This is a genomic window from Novosphingobium sp. AAP83, assembly GCF_001295795.1.
Taxonomy (GTDB): domain Bacteria; phylum Pseudomonadota; class Alphaproteobacteria; order Sphingomonadales; family Sphingomonadaceae; genus Novosphingobium.
This window is the reverse complement of sequence record NZ_LJHY01000003.1, coordinates 240,550-260,166: the sequence shown is the minus strand read 5'-3', so window position 1 is coordinate 260,166 and position 19,617 is coordinate 240,550. Positions and strand designations below refer to the sequence as shown.

General features: G+C 59.3%; 14 protein-coding genes. 4 read left to right on the top strand and 10 right to left on the bottom strand.

Annotated elements, in window-relative coordinates; translation table 11 throughout:
- Positions 1-47 precede the first annotated feature (47 nt).
- Together IP81_RS02895 and IP81_RS02890 are read right to left on the bottom strand one after the other, a co-directional pair.
- Positions 48-767 carry an SGNH/GDSL hydrolase family protein gene (locus tag IP81_RS02895; RefSeq protein WP_197274496.1) on the bottom strand — a complete coding sequence of 240 codons (720 nt, stop codon included), beginning with the start codon at positions 765-767 and terminating at the stop codon, positions 48-50.
- Positions 768-1,115: 348 nt separating this feature from the next.
- On the bottom strand, positions 1,116-1,760 hold the full coding sequence (locus tag IP81_RS02890; protein ID WP_054106452.1) for a DUF4982 domain-containing protein: 645 nt from the start codon (positions 1,758-1,760) through the stop codon (positions 1,116-1,118).
- On the opposite strand from IP81_RS02890, the gene IP81_RS21610 reads away from it, so the two are divergent.
- Positions 1,658-2,020 (top strand): SMP-30/gluconolactonase/LRE family protein, encoded by a 363-nt coding sequence (locus tag IP81_RS21610; RefSeq protein ID WP_082355924.1) that lies wholly within the window; start codon positions 1,658-1,660, stop codon positions 2,018-2,020. The genes IP81_RS02890 and IP81_RS21610 overlap by 103 nt on opposite strands.
- Positions 2,021-2,245: 225 nt before the next feature.
- Here the strand turns inward: IP81_RS21610 and IP81_RS02880 are convergent, their stop codons facing one another.
- Genes IP81_RS02880 through IP81_RS02865 form a run of 4 tightly spaced genes read right to left on the bottom strand, consistent with a single transcriptional unit; the run spans position 2,246 to position 6,749 of the window.
- Positions 2,246-3,019: a DeoR/GlpR family DNA-binding transcription regulator gene (locus IP81_RS02880; protein ID WP_054106450.1), complete on the bottom strand. Its 774-nt coding sequence runs from the start codon at positions 3,017-3,019 to the stop codon at positions 2,246-2,248.
- 59 nt (positions 3,020-3,078) lie between these two features.
- A complete protein-coding gene (gene rhaT / locus IP81_RS02875; protein ID WP_054106449.1) occupies positions 3,079-4,152 on the bottom strand; it encodes an L-rhamnose/proton symporter RhaT in 1,074 nt (357 codons plus the stop codon).
- Positions 4,153-4,176: 24 nt separating this feature from the next.
- A complete protein-coding gene (gene lldD / locus IP81_RS02870; RefSeq protein ID WP_054106448.1) occupies positions 4,177-5,322 on the bottom strand; it encodes an FMN-dependent L-lactate dehydrogenase LldD in 1,146 nt (381 codons plus the stop codon).
- A complete protein-coding gene (locus IP81_RS02865) occupies positions 5,319-6,749 on the bottom strand; it encodes an FGGY-family carbohydrate kinase (protein ID WP_054106447.1) in 1,431 nt (476 codons plus the stop codon). Before IP81_RS02865 ends, lldD begins: the two co-directional genes overlap by 4 nt.
- Positions 6,750-6,874: 125 nt before the next feature.
- Here IP81_RS02865 and IP81_RS02860 point away from each other — a divergent pair, with 125 nt between their 5' ends.
- The gene (locus IP81_RS02860; RefSeq protein ID WP_054106446.1) at positions 6,875-8,998 is read left to right on the top strand and encodes a bifunctional rhamnulose-1-phosphate aldolase/short-chain dehydrogenase; all 2,124 of its coding nucleotides are present in this window, start codon (positions 6,875-6,877) and stop codon (positions 8,996-8,998) included.
- 20 nt (positions 8,999-9,018) lie between these two features.
- Positions 9,019-10,311: a TIM barrel protein gene (locus IP81_RS02855; protein ID WP_054106445.1), complete on the top strand. Its 1,293-nt coding sequence runs from the start codon at positions 9,019-9,021 to the stop codon at positions 10,309-10,311.
- A gap of 44 nt (positions 10,312-10,355) precedes the next feature.
- On the opposite strand, the gene IP81_RS02850 is transcribed toward IP81_RS02855, so the two are convergent.
- Positions 10,356-11,963: a family 78 glycoside hydrolase catalytic domain gene (locus tag IP81_RS02850; protein WP_054106444.1), complete on the bottom strand. Its 1,608-nt coding sequence runs from the start codon at positions 11,961-11,963 to the stop codon at positions 10,356-10,358.
- 103 nt (positions 11,964-12,066) lie between these two features.
- Positions 12,067-12,297, bottom strand: a complete 231-nt coding sequence (locus tag IP81_RS02845) for a biotin/lipoyl-containing protein (RefSeq protein ID WP_054106443.1) — start codon at positions 12,295-12,297, stop codon at positions 12,067-12,069.
- A gap of 422 nt (positions 12,298-12,719) precedes the next feature.
- Here IP81_RS02845 and IP81_RS02840 point away from each other — a divergent pair, with 422 nt between their 5' ends.
- Positions 12,720-15,257 carry a cation-translocating P-type ATPase gene (locus tag IP81_RS02840; RefSeq protein WP_054106497.1) on the top strand — a complete coding sequence of 846 codons (2,538 nt, stop codon included), beginning with the start codon at positions 12,720-12,722 and terminating at the stop codon, positions 15,255-15,257.
- A gap of 4 nt (positions 15,258-15,261) precedes the next feature.
- Here IP81_RS02840 and IP81_RS02835 read toward each other — a convergent pair whose 3' ends face one another.
- Both IP81_RS02835 and IP81_RS02830 read right to left on the bottom strand, forming a co-directional pair.
- Positions 15,262-16,491 (bottom strand): TolC family protein, encoded by a 1,230-nt coding sequence (locus IP81_RS02835; RefSeq protein ID WP_054106442.1) that lies wholly within the window; start codon positions 16,489-16,491, stop codon positions 15,262-15,264.
- Positions 16,488-19,610, bottom strand: coding sequence for an efflux RND transporter permease subunit (locus tag IP81_RS02830; RefSeq protein WP_054106441.1), 3,123 nt, complete (start codon positions 19,608-19,610; stop codon positions 16,488-16,490). The genes IP81_RS02835 and IP81_RS02830 overlap by 4 nt, the downstream gene beginning before the upstream one ends.
- Positions 19,611-19,617: the final 7 nt, after the last annotated feature.

Sequence of the window (19,617 nt, the reverse complement as noted above, 5' to 3'; positions counted from 1 at the left end):
AATCGGCTCCGTCATAGTGATCCAGATTGGTCTGAAAGCGCTCTAGTCTACCCTCCCAGCTTGGTGACCAGTGCTTGCGCAATACCACGCATACCGGCGCCATTCGGGTGCCAAGGCGCGGTGCCGGGCACCATAAGCGTGCCAATGCTCCACGGATCAGCGTCGCAAGGCGTATGATGTTTTGACAGTTCGCCCGCAGCAAGCAGTTCTGCATTACTTGCCCGCGCAGCCTTTGCCGTCACAGCAGCAAACCGAACGCCGATCTGGCGCATCGTTTTGGCGTTAGCATCCGTCATCGGAACTGATGGGCAAAGCGTGCCATCGGGAACCAGCGTAACATAATCAACAAACACCAGCTTGGCCTGTGGCGCGCGCAGCCGCACTTCATTGGCAATTTTGCGCAAGTCTGCCTCAAGCTTGGCCCATTCCGCTTCTGTGGGGACCAGTAGCGGCGGACAAACGCGTTGCATCTTCACGCTATCACAGGTGGCGACATAAAGGTTGCGCACGTAATTGATGTCATTGCCGCCGATAGTGATCGTCACCAGCCGTGTTTCCGGCGTCAATGCATCGATTTGCGGCGGCAATTCTTTCCACGGTCCACGCACATGCGCGGTGGTGGCACCACTGCATGTTGCGTCGATCAGGTCCAGTTTCAACCGCTCCGCCAGAAGCGAGGGGTAGCTGCCATAATCGCGGCTGCAACGCTTCGGCATATCAGGCTTTGGCTGGCCAAGGTCAGGACCGGCAGCATAAGAACTGCCCATCGCCACATATGTCGCACCTGCCTTTAGCGTTTTACGGGAAACGTGCTGGGATCCCGCGCAGGATGCCAGCACAAGTGTCGCAACTAAGCCCGTCAGTCCGCGCGCCAATTTAAACATTAATGCCCCCAACCTGTGGCGCCAGTACTCGAATTCTGGGTCATTTGACTAAGATAACGCATATGCCTCATCATTTAGAGCGTCATTATAAGTGCCTGTTTCAGAAATTTTTCAAGCGGCGCAATATCTTGCAGTTCTGCGCGTAAGCAGGCGGATTGACGCAATCACACCGGATTTCTGGCAAAAAGAGGGCGGTGGGTGCGTTACAGCAAACACCGCCCATCGCTTTTTTCAGCTTGGCTTGAGCGCTAGTTTGGCTGTCGCGCTGGGTAGGCCATCTGCGCTTACCTGCACTTGCACAGTTTCTGCCATACCGCGCGAGCGCAAAATGGCGAGAGCCTGTCCGCGCCATGTTTGCGCATCGGGCCTTTGTAGCGAGCCTGTTGCAAGCGGATTGGCATTGCCAAACGCAACAAGGTCAGCCGGGCCATCAATGGAAAGGCGGACCGCGCGCTTGTCATCTGGCAAAACGCGGCCTTGGGCATCTTGCACTTCCACGCGCACAAACGACAACGACTGCGTGCTGCTGCTGCCGCCATAAGGCTCAATCACCAAGGCCAGACGTGTCGCAGGGCCTACGGTTTCAAACTGGCGCCGCCTGATCACTTTGCCGCGTAAATAGGCGACGGCTTCCAGCACGCCGGGGGCGTAAGGAACAGTCATCTCGGCGTGCATCTTGTCGGCAACGGTGAGCGCTTTTTCACCAACGAGTTGGCCATTTAGCCGCAGTTCCACGCGATCACCGCGCGTAAAGAGGCGAACCCGGAGCGGCTTTGTTTCTGCCCCTGGCCACGTCCAACTGGCCAGTTCGTCTGACCACCCCCAATTGGCAACGTATTCATATCTACCGTCAGGAACGGGGCGCTGGACTGCCATCTCAAGCGGGCTTAGCCCTTTGGGATGGATGGGCTGTGCACCGATATTCCCCGGACGGGCAGCTCCTCCAGCGGATCGACCTGCCCTGCGCGCGCGTAACCAAAATTGCATTCGGCGGACCAGACTTGCGGACTGTTTATGTCACCACCGCACGTGTCGGATTGTCCGAGGAGGAGCTGGCGGCGCAGCCGCTGGCGGGAGGCCTCTTTGCGTTTGATGCCCAAGTCGCTGGGCTGCCAATTCCAGCTTTGCGTCTATAAATCGGCGAAATCCCGGCTCTGAAGAACACCTCGGAGGCACGGCTGTACTGGCCGATGCGATCTGGATTGATTTTGAATTGCGCTTGCGGCGCGCGCTCCGGCCACAAACGATATGTCTCAAGCCCCAATGCTGCGACAGGAACGGGCACAGTATCCTTTGCAACAGATTGTGGGGATTGGGAAAATGCTGGTAGGATGTGAGGAATTGCCGTCAACGCAAAGGCGCTAAACCACAACAAGTTTGACACCGGCGTTGCGCAGTTCTTTCGCTGTTTGGGCAGAGATTCCCCTATCTGTGATGACCATATCGATTTCGTCGAGGCCACAGACAATGGTGCCTGATTGTGAGCGGAACTTGCTGCTGTCGACCAACAGGATAACCTCGTCTGCGCGATCAATCAGGCGGCGTTCGGCAGCCACGAGGACGACATCGGCCTGCATCACGCCTTGCGGGCCAATCGCGGCTGCACCCATGAACAGGCGCGGAGCATGAAAGCGCGGCATTGATTCCTCGCCGGCTGCGGCAAGAATGATGTTTTGTTCGCGGAATACCGAACCTGACGGCACAAGGATTCGTGTTGACGCTTGTGGCAACAAAGCGGTTACGATGTGCAGCGAATTGGTGAGGACTTGCATGCCCAGTCCATCAAGGTGCGGGCACATCTGTAGGGTGGTGCTGCCGCCGTCGATCATCACGCCTTCGCCCGGGGAGCAGAGTTTTGCGGCTGCTTTTCCAATGGCCTGTTTTTCGGCCAAGTGAAGAGTGATCGACTGGTCAAATGGGGTGCCGAGCAGATGTGGCCCTGAGGCGTCATTCTTTTCGGGAAGCTTCGCACCGCCGTGAACACGCACGATCTGGCCGATATCCTCAAGCCGCGTCAGATCCCGGCGAATCGTGGCGGGGGATGCATCAAGCAATGCTTCGAGTTCACGATAGCTGACAAAGCCGTTGGGCCGCAGCGCTTTAAAAATCCTTCGTTCTCGTTCTGCCGCGTGCATCTGCGTTCTATCCTTTTCGGAAGCGCTTATGCACGGGCAGATGAGCGAAATCGACCACTTTAAGCAGCTGCGTTTAACATGTTCCCCAGACCGATCACGACGGTTGATCCAACCAGCAAACCAATGCCTGTCCACACGAGTGTGCGGGTGCGGCGGCTGGCGCCTTTCCATTCCTTCAGCGCAAAGCCCCAGAGCGTGGAAAACAAGATGATTGAGGCCATATGCAGCGTCCACGACGAGAAACCGTATTCGCCCATCTGGCTTTCGCCCATGGTGTAGAAGAAGAACTGGCCATACCATAGCGTGCCGCCAAGGGCTGCCAGCAACCAGTTGGCGAGCAGGTTCGGGCGTTCGCCGGGGGTAGCATCGGCCGGGGCTGCGCCGAAGAATTGGCCGAAGCTTTTGTTCTTGAAGATCAGATAGGCACACCACAGCGCATTGGTGGTGAGGCCGCCCGCCAGAACGACGCACAGCACGGGCAAGCCTTGCGACAGCGGATCAGTTCCCGCGGCAAGAGTGAGATCGCGGATCGGCTGTCCAGCGGCCAGGCCCCAGGCAAAGCAGCCGGACATGATGCCGGAGAATACGGCGATCAGCAGGCCTTTGCGCAAGTTGAATTCGGCAACGCCTTCGGACTTTTCACCGCTCAGTTCAGCCTCTTTGGCGCTGCCAGCGCGGGCGACGACGACGATTCCGACAAGTGTTATGACAATGCCGAGCAGGGTCAACTTGCCGCTGGCGGTGGCAACGATCTGGCCTAATGTGCCGTCAAAGATCGGCGGCCCCATGGTGCCGATCACGGTAGTTAGGCCCAAGGCCACCGCCATGCCCAGCGAAAGACCAAGGTAGCGCATGGTCAGGCCGAAGGTTAATCCGCCAAAGCCCCACATGGCGCCCCAGAACCAGCACCAGAACAGCGTGTTTGATGGCGTTGCCGACAAAACTCCAAGCAAATTGTCGGTTTGCAGCGAGGCAAAGAACCAGGGTGCGATCGCCCAGGAAAAAATTCCGCCTGCCAACCAGAACACTTCCCAAGACCACAGCTTGATCCGCTTATATGGAACATAAAAGCTGGCTGATGAAAAACCGCCGATCCAGTGAAATAATACGCCCAATGCGGGGTTTGCGCCCATCGGTCCTGTCCCTTTCGTTTATCTTTATCGGTTTGCAAGGATCGAGCGATCAATCTCGGCAATGCTCTTCACGCCGGTCAGCGTCATCGCGATGCGCATTTCCGCTTCAATCAGGCGGAGCATATGTTCAACGCCGGTTTGGCCCTGTGCCGCCAATGCAAACACCCACGCGCGGCCCAGCAGCACGCCTTTGGCACCCAGCGCGAGCAAGCGGATCACATCAAGGCCAGAGCGTACCCCGCCGTCTGCCAGCACGGTCAGGCGATCACCCACAGCATCGGCAATGGCAGGCAAAGCGCGCGCGGTGGAGAGCACGCCGTCCAACTGGCGACCGCCGTGATTGGAAACGACCACGCCATCCGCGCCGAGATTGGCAGCTTCTCTGGCATCCTCAGCATCGAGCAGGCCTTTAATCACCAGCGGCCCCTTCCATTCCGAACGGATGAAATCGAGATCGCGCCAAGCAATCGAGCTATCGAAATTGTTGCGCATCCACGCAAAGAAGTCTTCGATGCCGGTCTTGCCTTCCAACTTGCGCGCAATGTTGCCAAGCCCATGCGGTCGGCCCATCACGCCGACATCCCACGCCCACGCGGGTTTCATCGCGCCTTGCAGCGTGCGGCGCAGCGCGCCTTTCAGGCCCGATGCTCCGGCAAGGCCCGAATGGTAATCGCGATAGCGGCTGCCGGGAACAGGCATGTCCACGGTGAACACCAGCGTAGAGCAATTGAGTTCAACAGCCTCCTGCAACAATTCCCGCATGAAACCACGGTCGCGGGTCATGTAAAGCTGGAACCAGAACGGCTTTGCGGCCGCTTTGGCGACTTCTGCCATCGAGCAGGCCGATACGGTTGAGAGTGTGAACGGGATGCCTGCTGTTTCGGCGGCACGCACGGCCTGGCATTCACCACGGCGCGCATTCATCCCAGCCAGGCCGATGGGGCCCAATGCTACGGGCAGGCTCACCTTCTGGCCGAACAGTTCAGTCGACACATCAAGCCCCGAAACATCGCGCAACACTCGCTGGCGCAGGGCAATATCGGCAAGGTCGGTGATGTTCCGGCGCAGCGTGGTTTCGGTGTAGGAGCCGCCATCGATATATTCGAACAGGAAATGCGGAAGGCGACGGCGCGCGAGTTCACGGAAATCAGGAATCGAGGCGGCGATCATACGGCTTTTCTCACGCTTGCGGCTTCAACTTCATACTTCCAGCGATTGCGATAGGTATCCAGATCGGCGTCCAAGGGTTCGACGCGGACCAGTTCGCCCTGCGGCTTCAGGCTGGGATTGTTCAGCCGCAATGCACCGAACGATACGTCATTATGCGTGTTGGCGGTGAAGACTGCCATATCAGGCCGCAATGACGCCAGCGCGCGGACGAATATCTCGGCTTCGGCAAAACGGCCTTCGACGAGCAAGCGGCCCGATGCGCCGATCAGATCGAGCGAGGTATCTGCCACCAATGCGGCATAGAGACACGCCGCTGCGCGCCGTTCATACCAATCTTCAGGACGATTGATCCACGCAAAAGCGCCATCAGGGAAGGGACCAAAGCCGCGCATCAACGTGGGCAGGATCATGCGGTTTTCGCGCAGCACTGTCGGTACAGAGGCGAGCAGCGCGGGTTGATCGGGCTTGATATCGACGCGGCGGGTATCAATCTCGATCAGCGTTTCAATCTCGCGCCCGCCCATGAAGCGCGCCGATGGCACCGCGCGGCCATGAACATCGACATTTACGAGGCAATCGCGCGCTTCGGGCAGGCTGGCGATGTCTACTGGCACGGAGGGCAAGCGCATGGCGATGAACCATGTGCCGGTGGAAAGAATCGTCGCTTCATTATCGGCGATTTCGGCAAAACCCCGTGCAGCCACAAGGGCCGCGTTGGAATCATGCAGCCCCGCCAGCACGCGCACGTTGGGCGATAGTCCCGTAGCCTTGACGATGGGGGGGGACAACATGCCGACGCTATCGCCAGCGCGAACAATCGGCGCGAACCGCGACGCCCAACCGAGCCGGAGTGCCATCGGCGAAAAATCTCCTGCTTGCGGGCTCCACACATCGGAATGGCACCCAAGGCTGGTGACTTCACTGACCGCATTGCCGGTAAGGAACCACGCCCAATACTGCGCCCAAGGCAAGAATGTGGCGTTTTCCATGCCTTCGGCTTCCAACTGCTCCAACCACCACAACTGGCTGCCAAAGTTCAGGCCGTCGGGAAGGGCGGGCGATCCGGTTTGGTCAAATGGATCGCGGGCCTTGCGATAGGCGGCCATGACATCGGAAGGGATGGCTTGTTCGTAATCGAGCGGAGGGAATGCCAGTTGACCGTTTTTGAGCGCTACTACGCCAGCGCCGTGGCCGACTGGCACAATTGTTGAAACGGGATGGTCAGCGTATTTTGCAAGGGTTTCAACCAGCCATTGCGCGATAGCCAGGGCATTGAGTCTGCGAACCCCGTCAATCTCAAACGGAAGATTCGGGCGCGTCTGGCGGTCGAGCATATGCCCGTCCAAATCCCACAGGCTAACTTTACTCAGCGTTTTGCCAAGATCGATAACGACCGTGTGGCCTGTAAAACTTGCGCTTAGCGCCAAGCGCCCTCTCCTAACCCAAAATTCTTGAAATCAATCATTAGCAATCAATCTTGTTCAAAACTAGATCAAATGCTAACTCCTTATCCAACCGGCCCTAAGTCGGCAATTTTGATTGCAGGGATGCCATGAACGTGCAAACGACGATTTCGCCAACCATCGCTAGCGCCGCCCTTCCTTTCGTCATTCCAACCAGCCGTTGGGACGATGCTGTTGCTGCCACACTTTCACCTGCCGAACAGTTGTTATACCGCTCGAATCTGCTGGGCTCGGACTTGACGGTGACCAACTTTGGCGGCGGGAATACCTCCGCCAAGTTGCAGGAAGTTGATCCGCTTACCGGCGAAACTGTCGATGTGCTGTGGGTCAAGGGATCGGGCGGTGATATCGGATCGATGAAGCTTGATGGCTTTTCAACGCTTTATCAGGCCAAGCTGCTGGGCTTGGAAGCCCATTATGGCGGCCCCGATGATGACGACAAGATGGTGGGCTATCTGCCGCACTGCACATTCAATCTGAATGGTCGCGCGGCCAGCATCGATACGCCGCTGCATTCATTGCTGCCATTCGCGCATGTTGATCACGTTCATCCAGATGCAATCATCGCCTTGGCCGCATCGTCGGGCGGTGAAGCGGCAACACAGGAAATCTGGGGTGGCAAGATTGGCTGGCTGCCATGGAAGCGTCCGGGCTATACGCTGGGCGTGATGCTGCGCGATTTTGTCGCGGCAAATCCGCATGTTGAAGGCGTGATGCTGGCTGGCCATGGCATCATCTGCTGGGCCGACAGCGCCAAGGCTTGCTACGAACACACCGTAAAGCTGATTGCCGAGGCCGCTGCGCACCTTAACGTAAAAATGGGCGAAAAACCGGCATTTGGTGGCCAAATTGTGGCGCCACACGCTGATCGCGCGGCTGTCGCTGCTGATTTGATGCCACGCCTTCGCGGCTTGATGACGGGCGCGCGGCCGAAGCTGGCCCATTACTCGGATGATGCCGAAGCGCTTGAATTTGTCGGCAGCGCAGAATTTGAACGCTTGGCGGGCCTTGGCACTTCCTGCCCCGACCACTTCCTGCGCACCAAAATTGCGCCACTGACGCTCGATCCGGCAAAGCTGCAAGATGACACTTATCTTGCGGAAAAGATCGCGGCTTATCGTGAGATGTATGCGGCCTATTACGAACGCTGCAAGCGCGCCAATTCGCCGAAGATGCGCGATGCCAATCCTGTCGTCGTGCTCGTCCCCGGCGTTGGTCGGATCACCTTTGCAGGCGACAAGACCATTGCACGCCTTGCCGGCGAATTCTATGGCAATGCTATCAATGTAATGCGCGGTGCCGAAGCCATCGGTGATTACATCGCGCTGGATGAGCAGGAAGCTTTCGATATCGAATACTGGCTGCTCGAAGAAGCCAAGTTGCAGCGCATGCCTGCGCCCAAGCCAATGGTGGGCAAGATCGCTTTGGTCACCGGCGGGGCAGGTGGCATCGGCGCTGCTTCGGCAGCCCGTCTGTTGAAAGATGGCGCATGTGTGATGCTGGCAGATCGCGATGCCACCTCGGTTGAAGATGTCCGCGCCGGTTTTGCCAAGCAATATGGCAAGGATGTGGTCCGCGCCGTGGTTTGTGATGTGACCGATGAAGTGCAAGTGCAGGCGGCATTTGATGCGGCCTCGCGTGAATTTGGCGGGTTGGACATTCTGGTTGCCAATGCCGGGATCGCCAGTTCCGCACCGCTGGAAGAAACCACCATCGCACTGTGGAACCGCAATTATGATGTGCTGGCGCAGGGCTATTTCCTGACCTCGCGTTCGGCATGGCCTCTGCTCAAGCGGATGAAGGCGCAAGGCGGCGCATCGGTCGTGTTCATCGGCTCGAAGAACGGGGTTGCCGCTGCAACCAATGCCAGCGCTTATGCTTCGGCCAAGGCTGCGGCCAACCATCTGGCGCGCTGCCTCGCGCTTGAAGGCGCACCGCACGGCATCCGCGTCAACGTCGTCAATCCTGATGCCGTGATAAAGGGCAGCCGCATCTGGGATGGTGACTGGCGCAAGGAACGAGCTGGCGCGCACGGCATCGATTCAGGCGCAGAGCTGGAAGAGCATTATCGCAAGCGTTCGATGCTGGGCCGCGACGTTCTGCCAGAAGACATCGCCGAAGCTGTCTATTTCCTCGCCAGTGACATGTCGGCCAAGTCCACCGGCAATATGATCAATGTCGATGCGGGCAACGCACAAGCGTTTACGCGATAAGATTCCCGGAGAGGATTACCATGTCACAACTGCCCATCTCGGCTGACTTGATCGCCGAACGCAACGCGGTTCAAGCCGAAGCGCTGGACGAAGATTACACTGCCTTGGGCCGCAAGCTGGCGCGTACCGGGATCGATATTGACGCGATCAAGCGGCGCGTTGCCGGGTTCTCGGTGGCGGTGCCATCGTGGGGCGCGGGCCGTGGCGGCACACGCTTTGCCAAGTTCCCGATTGCCGGTGAGCCGACCAACATTCATGAAAAGTTGGAAGATTGCGCCGTCATCAACCAATTGAGCCAGGTGACGCCACGTGTCTCGCCTCACTTCCCTTGGGACAAGGTTAGCGATTTCAAGGCCCTGCGTGAGGAAGCAGCGGCCCTTGGCCTTGGTTGGGACGCGGTGAATTCCAACACATTCCAAGACCAGCAGGCGCAGGTGCACACTTATGCCAACGGTTCGCTCGCCGCGCAGGATGCCGCCACGCGCCAGCAAGCGGTTGATCACAACATCGAATGCATCGAAATCGGCCGCCAACTGGGGTCAACCGATCTGACCGTGTGGGTTGGCGATGGCACCAACTTCCCCGGCCAGCAAGATTTTGCCGGCAGCCTTGACCGCTATCTTGAGGCGGCCTCGAAGATTTACGCCGCTTTGCCGGATGATTGGCGGATGCTGCTGGAACACAAGATGTTCGAACCGGCGTTCTATTCCACTGTCATTTCCGATTGGGGCTCGTCCATCCTTGCGGCGCAGGAGCTTGGTCCCAAGGCCAAATGCCTAGTTGATCTTGGCCACCATGCGCCAAACGTCAACATCGAACAGATCGTTGCCCGCCTGCATCGCTTCGGCAAGCTTGGCGGCTTCCACTTCAACGACAGCAAGTATGGCGATGACGATCTCGACAGCGGCAGTATCAACCCGCATCAGTTGTTTCTGGTGTTCAATGAACTGATCGAAGCCGAGATGAACCCGCGTGACGGTTTCAACCCCAGCTATATGATAGATCAATCGCACAACGTAACCGATCCGATTGAATCGATGCTGTCGTCAGCCGAAGCCATCGCGCAATGCTATGCCAAGGCCAGTCTGGTTGATCGTGAAGCGCTGCACGCGGCGCAAGCCTCGAACGACACTATGATGGCGTTCCAGGCGCTCCGCCGGGCGTACAACATTGATGTTGCACCTATTCTTGCCAAAGCGCGCATGGAAGCAGGCGGCGCTATCGATGTACTCGAAGCCTATCGCTTGAGCCAATACCGCAGCCGCAAGGCGCAAGAGCGCAAAGCCGTGGGCCTCGGCGCTGGCATCGTCTGAGCCACGTTGCTCCCGGTCTCTGCAGCGCAGAGGCCGGGATTTGCTTATTTGGCTTCAACCGAAAAAGTATTGGTGCCGGGCTTTAACTTGCGGGTTGAACCCTGCCAGATGAAATCACCGGCCAAACGCTTTGGCATGGTAAGCTTGAACGTGCGGCGATCCGCATTTGCAGCATAGCGGACGCGCACCAGCCCTGAGGGGGTGGCTGCCGCTGCATCGAATGTCTTGAGATTACCCGGATGCGGGGCAATGCGAACCCGCCCATAACCCGGCGCTGCGGGCTGAATCCCGGCGACAAGTCCCAACAGGCCCGCCGTGGGATGCGCGCTCCATGCGTGGCTATCTGATCGGGTGTTACCGCGCGCCTCAGGCCATGTCGTGAAGTTCGGCGCATCCAGCCCGCGCCATGTGCTGAGCAGATCAATGTACCGATCACCCAGGCCTGCGTGAACGATAGCCCGATTAAGATACCACGCGAAATAGTAGCTGGTAGCCAGGATGCCTGATGGGGGATCGATACCCTCCTTGCCAACAATGCGCGCAACGATATCCTGCGCCTTCGCTGGACCCGCAACATCATAGAGCACGGCCAAGGCATTGGTATGTTGGCTGTAAACCGCATGCGAGGGATCATCTGCATACAATTGGCGTGTGGCGTCCCAGCAGTTTTTCTCAATTGCGGACGACAGTCTGGATGCCTGGTCAAGATGCGCTTGGGCAAGGGGGGCTTGGCCCAGCGCGAATTCCATATCAGCAGCTTCACGCAATGCGCCGAGATAGATCAACGAGGTGAGGCAAGACGTGTTCGAAGCTTTGTCGAACGAAGGGAAAGCGTCGCGCGCCATAGGCGGATCTCCCACCCAATCCACAAAGTTCCAGCCCGGATTGCGCGTGAGCAGGCCATTGGACGCCACGTGCGGCGCGTACCAATTGAGCACACGCTGCGCCTTGGGCAGGTTACGCTTCACAACGCCAATGTCGGGCTGGCGCATCCAGTAGTCGTGCATCATGCCGATCCAGAACAGGCCGAACGTGGGAATGACGTTTTCTGTGCTGGAAGGATAGGCTGATTGAATCATGCCTTCTGCGTTCATGGAATCGCCGAAAGCATCGATAGAATTGCGCACAAGCCGAGGATCGCCACTGACAGCATCGGCAATCTCGGCCTCAACCCGGGTGTCACCCACGTATTGCAGTTGTTCCCAGTACGAACTGTCCATGTACGTTTCATGGGCGTTGACCTTCAGGGTTTGCCAGCCAATGTTCCAAATGCGATCAAGCTGTGGATCGCTGCTGCGGAACCACGCCTTTTCAGCAAAGGGATAGCCGGTTTCATGCACAGCCATGCCGCCAAGCTGCACTGGCTCAGCGCCTGTTTTTACGTCGATCTGAAGATAGCGCCATGTGCGCCACCACAGCGGACGGAACGTTCGATCAGCGCCACCATCGGGCAAAAAGACATCTTCCAGCCCGATGGCCTTGCGGTTGCCCACATCGTTGCGATCACCCTTGTGGCGCTTTTCATCGTAAAGCGCTTCGGCATAAGTAACGGCAATGCGCGCACCTTTGCCGCCCGATACCGTAAATTCCGGATAGCCCGAAAAAAGCTGTGCAGCATCAATCAGTACCCTCGCTTCGCTGTTGGCTGGCACGGTTGCGCGAGGAAAGCCTTAAGAAAAGCTGCGCAATCATCGCGCATAAACGGTCCGATGATCTCGGTCATTGAATCAACCCCATTTTCTGAGTTGCCCGCGCCTATTCGATGTAAGCGATAACTGTTCCAACTTCGTAGGTTTCACCCACAACAGCCTGGATGCTCAGCGTGCCGCTGGCCGGGGCTTCAACTTCATTGGTCGACTTATCGGCTTCTAGCAGGAACAGCGGATCGCCTTCGTTCACTTGCGCGCCGTCTTGCACCAGCCATTCGGCGATCTGACCTTCGTTCATCGAAAACCCAAGCTTCGGGAGCAGCACTTCAACAGCCATCGGACAATCCTTAAAAAGCGTTGACTTGGCGGTTAGTCTATCGTGATTGCGAGGCAATTCGATTTTGCGGACTTTTTTGAAACTATCGTCGCTGCGATTATTATGAGTGGCGCCAATACTGGTTTTCCAAAATTCCCCCCATCGGCGGGACCAACGATGGGGTCTGGCCATAGCATTCTTGCTGCCGCGCTCTGGGTGGTCTGTGCTGTGATCGCGCAAGTACAAAGCCGATAAACACATAACATGTCATGCAGGAGGCAAGCTTACGGCATATACGTGCTATGGCTGCCACGAGCATCAGCCAGCGCAAATCCGCGCAGAGCATTTTGAAGAAGGCATCAGGAACATCGACAATTACGCGCGCTGCCATCGCAGCGCTTCAGACGGTGGTGACGGCAGCAGCAGCGGCAGCGGGCGCGGCGATGATTGATGCCCCTCATCAAACCGGCCTTACCGCTGAAGCAGCGCAGGCCAAGCTGGCGGCTGATGGCTACAACGAATTGCCACGCGCAGGCTCTCGTTCGGTTTGGCGCATCGCTTTGGAAGTGGTGCGCGAGCCTATGCTGGCGCTGTTGCTGATTGGCGGAATAGCTTATCTTCTGTTGGGTGATTTGGCCGAAGCGTTGATCCTGCTCGGTTTTGCCAGCTTCTCGATCATCATTACCGTTGTACAGGAAACGCGCACTGAACACGTGCTCGAGGCGCTGCGCGATTTGTCTGCCCCGCGCGCTTTGGTCATCCGCGATGGTGCGCAGGTGCGCATCGCTGGACGCGACGTGGTTTGTGATGATCTTCTGCTGCTGGAACAGGGCGACCGGGTTGCCGCAGATGCGCTTGTGATAAAGGCCATCGAGCTTGAAGCCGATGAATCGCTGCTGACCGGCGAATCCCTTCCGGTAGGCAAGATTGCGTCAGTTGCCGGTGCCTCGCCAGAAGTTGCGCGACCGGGCGGGGAGGCGCTGCCTTATGTGTTCTCCGGCTCGATTGTAACGCGCGGCAGTGGCATGGCCCGGGTATTGGCAACCGGTCCGCGCAGTGAAATCGGCAAGATCGGGCAATCGCTCGCCTCGCTTGATACCGAAGCGCCGCGTCTGCGGATCGAGACGATGCGGATTGTGCGCTGGTGTGCGCTGGGCGGTGGCGTGATCGCGTTGCTGGTTGTCCTGCTCTATGGTTTGTTGCGCGGAGGCTGGATCGAGGCTGTGCTGGCCGGCATTGCTATTGGCATGTCGATGCTGCCCGAGGAGTTTCCGGTTGTTCTGACCGTGTTCCTGGCCATGGGTGCTTGGCGGATCGGCAAAGTAGGCGTGCTGACCCGGCGGGCAGCAGCGATTGAGACTCTTGGGTCTGCAACGGTATTGTGCACCGACAAGACCGGTACACTGACCGAAAATCGCATGTCGCTTGGTGAGGTATGGTTGCCCTCGGGCGAAACCTTCCGGATTGTGCAAGGGTCTGAAGTCCCGGATGTTTTTCACACACTGATCCAGACCGCAGCGCTGGCGAGCGCGCCTGAACCCACTGATCCGATGGATATTGCGCTTCACGCTGCCCGCTCTGCCATTCCGGCTATTGCCCCGGCACAAGGCCATCTGGCCCACGCCTATGGCCTCAGGCCCGATCTGCTGGTGATGGCTAATGTTTGGGACAATGGCGGCGTGTTGCACCTTGCCGCCAAAGGCGCGCCCGAAGCCATCGCGGAACTTTGCCAATTGCCATCAGCAGCTATGGATCAACTGCACGCCGCCGTCGATACGATGGCCGAGCGCGGCATTCGCGTTCTGGCTGTTGCCCGGGCCGCTCCTGCCGACCGGAATTGGCCGGAAACGCAGGCGGGCTATACATACGAACTCGCAGGTCTCGTCGGCCTCTCTGATCCGCTGCGGGCCAGCGTGCCGGGTGCAGTGGCGGAATGCCGCAGCGCGGGCATTCGCGTGGTAATGATCACCGGCGATTATGCGGCCACCGCGCGATCCATCGCCACACAGGCGGGCATTGCGGAGGGCGATGTTCTGACCGGAGCCGACCTTGGTGCGCTGGACGATGCACAATTGGCAGAACGGCTGAAGACAGTGACCGTTTTCGCGCGGATCATGCCCGAACAAAAACTGCGCATTGTTCAGGCTTACAAAACCGATGGCGAAGTGGTGGCGATGACGGGTGATGGTGTAAACGATGCACCCTCGCTCAAGGCAGCGCATATCGGCATCGCCATGGGCAAACGCGGCACCGACGTGGCCCGCGAAGCTTCGGCCATGGTGCTGCTCGATGATGACTTCGGCGCGATCGTCCAGTCAGTGCGGCTTGGGCGGCGAATCTACGACAACATCCGCAAGGCCATGGCCTTCATCTTTGCTGTCCATGTGCCGATTGCGGGCCTCGCGCTCCTGCCCTTGCTCTTCGGCTTCCCGATCCTGTTTGGCCCCATCCATATCGCTCTGCTGGAAATGGTGATTGATCCTGTTTGCGCGCTCGTGTTCGAAGCCGAGAGCGATGAACACGATATCATGCAACGCCATCCGCGTGATCCGAAAGAAGCGCTGTTCTCGCTACCGATGATCGCCTGGAGTGTTTTCCAGGGCGGGCTGGCCTTTGCGATGCTGGCTGCGGTGTTGTTCCTGAAGATCCGATCCGGCATGCCCGACGTTGAATTGCGCGCGCTGATGTTCTTCGCGCTGGTTGCAGAAATCGTGGCGCTGATCCTGATCAACCGCTCCTTCAGTGCCTCGCTTGCTACTGCCGTCATCCGGCGCAATTCGGCGTTGCGCTATGTTCTTGCGGCAATCGCTGCCGTGACAGCACTGATCCTGCTGCTGCCGCAAGCGCGTGAGTTGTTGGCGTTCGGAGCTATTTCCCAAGGTGATATGTTCTTGGCGCTGGGCCTTGGCGCAGGGCTGCTATTGCTGCTGGAAGGGTGCAAGCCGATCATGCGTCGCATGCTTGGACGCGCTGCGGCTTAATCAATCAATCCGCCAGCCACAGATCATGCGCATCAATTCTCAATTCGGTGATCGCGCGCATGGCTTCGACACGGGCCTCGGCTTCCAGCCGGAAGGCGCTATGCACCAGATTTTCGCCCAGCAGCAGGTCTGCAAGGTCAATCTCGCCCAGTTGCTGGCCGCGCCGCAACTTTTCAAGAGCGGCCATCTGCGCCACAACGCTCTCGCGTGAGCGCTGCCAGGCCGCGATGCGAAAGCGCGCTTCGGTCACATCGGTGGTGGCCTCCTCGATCACTTCGAAGCGCGCGAGCTGTTCGTCAGCCCGCGCGGCCGAGGCCCCGGCATCGGCCTCGTCCGCCACGGCCCGGCGATGCCCGCCGCCAATCGGCATGCTGACGACCACGCCCGCACCTTGTTCGATACCGCCAAATTCGGAGAATAGCCTGAGGCCGACGGTGGGATCAGCGATCCGGTCTGCTTGCGCGCGGTCGGCGACAGCCGCCGTGCGCGCACTTTCGGCTTTGGCAGCGGCAACCTGATGGCTGTTGGCCACCACCATATCGCCAAGCTGCGACAGGCGTGCAACGGCCATCGCGGGCAGCGGCACTTCGGGCGCTGTCTCGGGCAAAACCAGCGTGGGAAACTGTGCCGAAAGGCGGTTGCGGGCAAGGGCGGCAAGGCCGGTGGACTGCTCCAGAGTGCGGCGCGCATCCGCCAATGCCGCCTGCGCCCGGTCCACTTCAAGCTGCGCGGCATCGCGCATCGTCTTGCGGCGCTCGATAGCTGCCAGCGCGGCTTCATAGTTGGCGACGGCTTCGCGATCGACACGGGCCTGCGCCGATGCCGAAAGCCAGTCGAACCAGTGCGCCGCTAGCAACAGGGCGACTTCGTGGCGGGCATCCTCGGCCACGTTTTCGGCCACATCGGTGCTGTGCGCCGCAATCGTACGATCAAGGCGCGCTTTGCCTGGAAGGCGCAGCGGACGGTTGATCTGCGCGTCAAATTCGCTGAACTGCGCTCCGTTTCTGACGTCGCGGCGGGTAAAGCTGCCCTGCACGGTGAACTCGTAAGAGCCCTTGCGCTGGCCCTCGGCGCGGGCGCGCGCTGCTTCAAGCCGGGCGCGTGCAGCGGTGACACGGGGGTGTTCTACCAATGCCTGTTCAACGGCTTCGGGCACCGGCAGGAACGGTTCTGCGGCAAGCGGAGCAGTCAGCAGAAATGCCAGAGGCATGGCCGAGAGCAGAGCGCGTTTCATGCCCCGGCCTCCGGCAATTCATTGGCCCGGTCCTGCGGTCCTTCACCAAAGCGTTCGTACAGGATCGGCAGCAAAACCAGCGTTAGCAAAGTCGCAGTCACCAGTCCGCCGATCACGACAATGGCGAGTGGCTTCTGGATTTCAGAGCCCGGTCCGGTCGCGAACAACAGCGGCACAAGCCCGAAGGCGGCGATGCTGGCGGTCATCAGCACCGGGCGCAGCCGCCGTTCGGCCCCGCGCCGTACTGCTTGCGCCAGCGGCATCCCGGTTTCGCGCAACTGGCGGAAATAGGTGACCATGACCAATCCGTTGAGCACGGCAATGCCCAGCAGGGCGATAAAACCGACCGATGCAGGCACCGAGAGATATTCGCCCGACAGCGCCAGTGCGATCATTCCGCCCACCGCTGCAAAGGGAATGTTGGTGAGGATCAGCAGCGAGGCGCGCACCGAGCCAAGGCTGAGATAGAGCAGCGCGAAAATCAGCAGGATCGCGACCGGAAGCACCAGCAGCAGCCGCGCCGATGCGCGTTGCTGGTTTTCGAACTGCCCGCCCCATTCGAGCCGGTAGCCGGGTGGCAGCGGCACGTTGGCGGTAATGTCAGCCTTGGCATCATCGACATAGCTGACGATGTCGCGCCCCGAGACGAAGGCCTGCACCATCGCAAAGCGCGAACCGTCTTCATGTTCGAGTTTGACCGGGCCTTCGACTTGCGTGATCGAAGCGACATCGCTTGCGCGCACCAGTTGGCCGCCCGGCGAGCGATAGACATGGTTGGCGAACTGCGCGGCATCCAGTTTTCCGCCGGTGCCAGCGGCACTATCGCCGCGCAACATGATCGGCACGCGGCGCACACCATCTGCAACCACGCCCGCGCTCACCCCTTCGATTTGCGCCCGCATCTTGTCTTGCAAATCAGCCACAGGCATCCCGACCCGGCCTGCGGCAACGCGATCAATATCGACCAGCAGGTAATCGACCCGGTCGTTGGCAACTGTCATCGCCTCGCTGGTGCCTTCGATTCCTTCCAGCCGGGTCTGGATTACGCCAGCCAGCCGCGCCAGTTCTGCCGTTTCCGGGCCGAACAGTTTGATCGCAAGATCGCCGCGTGCGCCGGTCAGCATTTCGGAGGTGCGCATTTCGATGGGCTGCGTGAAAGTGGGTTCGATGCCCGGGAACTGCTCCATCACTTTGCGCAGTTCATCCACCAGCCATTCCTTGTCCGGCACGCGCCATTCCTCGCGCGGCCTCAGCTTCAGGAAACTGTCCGTTTCGTTCGGGCTCATCGGATCAAGGCCAAGCTCGTCAGACCCGACGCGCGCGATCACAGCCTCGACCTCGGGCATCTGCTTCAGTATGGCGCGCTGCACTTTCATATCGCCGTCAACACTGTGATCGAGCGCGATGGACGGTAACTTGCTTAGCTGCACGATCACCGAACCTTCATCCATTACCGGCAGGAATGTCTTGCCGGTGAAGGCATAGGCCACGCTGGCAAGTGCAAGGCCGATTCCCGCAATGGCGAAGACCCGGCGTTTGTGGGCAAATGCGCCTTCCAGTAGCGCGTGATAGCGCGGCGAAATTTGGCGCATCAGCCATGGCTCGTGATGCTGCTGGTCAGCGTCCGCCTTCACTTTGAGCAGGTAAAACGCCAATACCGGAACCAGCGTCAGCGACAGTACCAGCGCCGAGGCCAATGACAGCACGATTGTCAGCGCAACCGGCCGGAACAGCTTGCCCTCCAGCCCTTGCAGCGTGAGCAGCGGCAAGAACACGATGGCAATGATCGCAAGGCCATACGTGACCGGCTTGGCCACTTCGGCAACGGCGATAAACACATTGCGCAGCTTGCCCGTTGCCGCATGCTGCGGATCAGACAGCCTCTCGACCACATTCTCGACCACCACAACCGCGCCGTCGACAAGGATGCCGACCGCAATGGCAAGACCGCCAAGGCTCATCAGATTGGCGGTCAGGCCGACGGAGCGCATGAAGATGAACGTCAGCAAGACGGCCATCGGCAAAGCCAGCGCAACGATGATCGAGGCGCGCACATCGCCCAGGAACAGGAGCAACAGGATCACCACCAGCACTGTGGCTTCAAGCAGTGCGGATTCGACGGTGCCGACCGCGCTGTTGATCAGATCCGACCGGTCGTAGAACACGTCAACGCTGGTGCCTTCGGGCAGGCTCGGCTGGATTTCCGCAAGCCGTGCCTTAACGCCTTCAACCACTTTGGCCGCATCCGCACCGCGCAGGCCGATAACCAGCCCTTGAACCGCCTCGCCCGTGCCGTTTTTGCTGACTGCACCATAGCGGGTGAGGCTGCCTATGCGCACTTGTGCTACATCGCCGACGCGCGCGACCGCACCGCCGGTTGCGCGGACGACGACGGCGGAAAGATCGGCAAGGCTGCGGATCGCTCCGGTGGCGCGCACAATCAGCGCCTCTTCCCCGTTGGTCAACCGGCCAGCGCCATCGTTGCGGTTGCTGGCTTCTATCGCAGCGACCAGATCGGCGGTGGAAAGACCGGTTGCAGACAGTGCAGCGCTATTGGGGACAACTTCGAAGGTTTCGGCAAAGCCGCCCAGTGAATTGACATCGGCCACCCCCGGCACGGTGCGCAGGGCAGGGCGGATCGTCCAATCCAGCACGCGGCGCTTTTCGCCCAGCGACAACGGCCCTTCGATGGTGAACATGAACATTTCGGATAGCGGCGTAGAAATCGGGGCAAGCCCGCCTTCGACGCTTGGCGGCAGATCGGCAATGACAGCGCTCAAGCGTTCGGCAACCTGCTGGCGTGCCCAGTAGATATCGGTGCTATCGGTAAAATCGATGGTGATATCGGCAATCGCGTATTTGGCGACCGAGCGCAGCACGGTTTGTTCGGGGATGCCGAGCATCTCCATTTCAATCGGGGTGACAACGCGGCTTTCCACTTCCTCGGGCGTCATCCCCGGAGCCTTCAGGATGATCTTCACCTGTGTGGTGCTGATGTCCGGAAAAGCGTCAATCGGCAGGTTGAGGAAGGACCAGCCGCCAAGGCCTGCCAGCAATACTGCGAGGCCGATAACGGCAAGGCGCAAGGTGAGCGCGCGTTCTACAAGTTTGCCAAGCATGACCGGG

Bases quoted from the DNA above. Each gene is read 5' to 3' on its own strand.
- IP81_RS02840 (WP_054106497.1), top strand. From the start codon at position 12,720: ATGATTGATGCCCCTCATCAAACCGGCCTTACCGCTGAAGCAGCGCAG.
- IP81_RS02890 (WP_054106452.1), bottom strand. From the start codon at position 1,760: ATGGCAGTCCAGCGCCCCGTTCCTGACGGTAGATATGAATACGTTGCC.
- IP81_RS02860 (WP_054106446.1), top strand. From the start codon at position 6,875: ATGAACGTGCAAACGACGATTTCGCCAACCATCGCTAGCGCCGCCCTT.
- rhaT (WP_054106449.1), bottom strand. From the start codon at position 4,152: ATGGGCGCAAACCCCGCATTGGGCGTATTATTTCACTGGATCGGCGGT.
- lldD (WP_054106448.1), bottom strand. From the start codon at position 5,322: ATGATCGCCGCCTCGATTCCTGATTTCCGTGAACTCGCGCGCCGTCGC.
- IP81_RS02895 (WP_197274496.1), bottom strand. From the start codon at position 767: ATGGGCAGTTCTTATGCTGCCGGTCCTGACCTTGGCCAGCCAAAGCCT.
- IP81_RS02835 (WP_054106442.1), bottom strand. From the start codon at position 16,491: ATGAAACGCGCTCTGCTCTCGGCCATGCCTCTGGCATTTCTGCTGACT.
- IP81_RS02880 (WP_054106450.1), bottom strand. From the start codon at position 3,019: ATGCACGCGGCAGAACGAGAACGAAGGATTTTTAAAGCGCTGCGGCCC.
- IP81_RS02845 (WP_054106443.1), bottom strand. From the start codon at position 12,297: ATGGCTGTTGAAGTGCTGCTCCCGAAGCTTGGGTTTTCGATGAACGAA.
- IP81_RS02855 (WP_054106445.1), top strand. From the start codon at position 9,019: ATGTCACAACTGCCCATCTCGGCTGACTTGATCGCCGAACGCAACGCG.
- IP81_RS02830 (WP_054106441.1), bottom strand. From the start codon at position 19,610: ATGCTTGGCAAACTTGTAGAACGCGCGCTCACCTTGCGCCTTGCCGTT.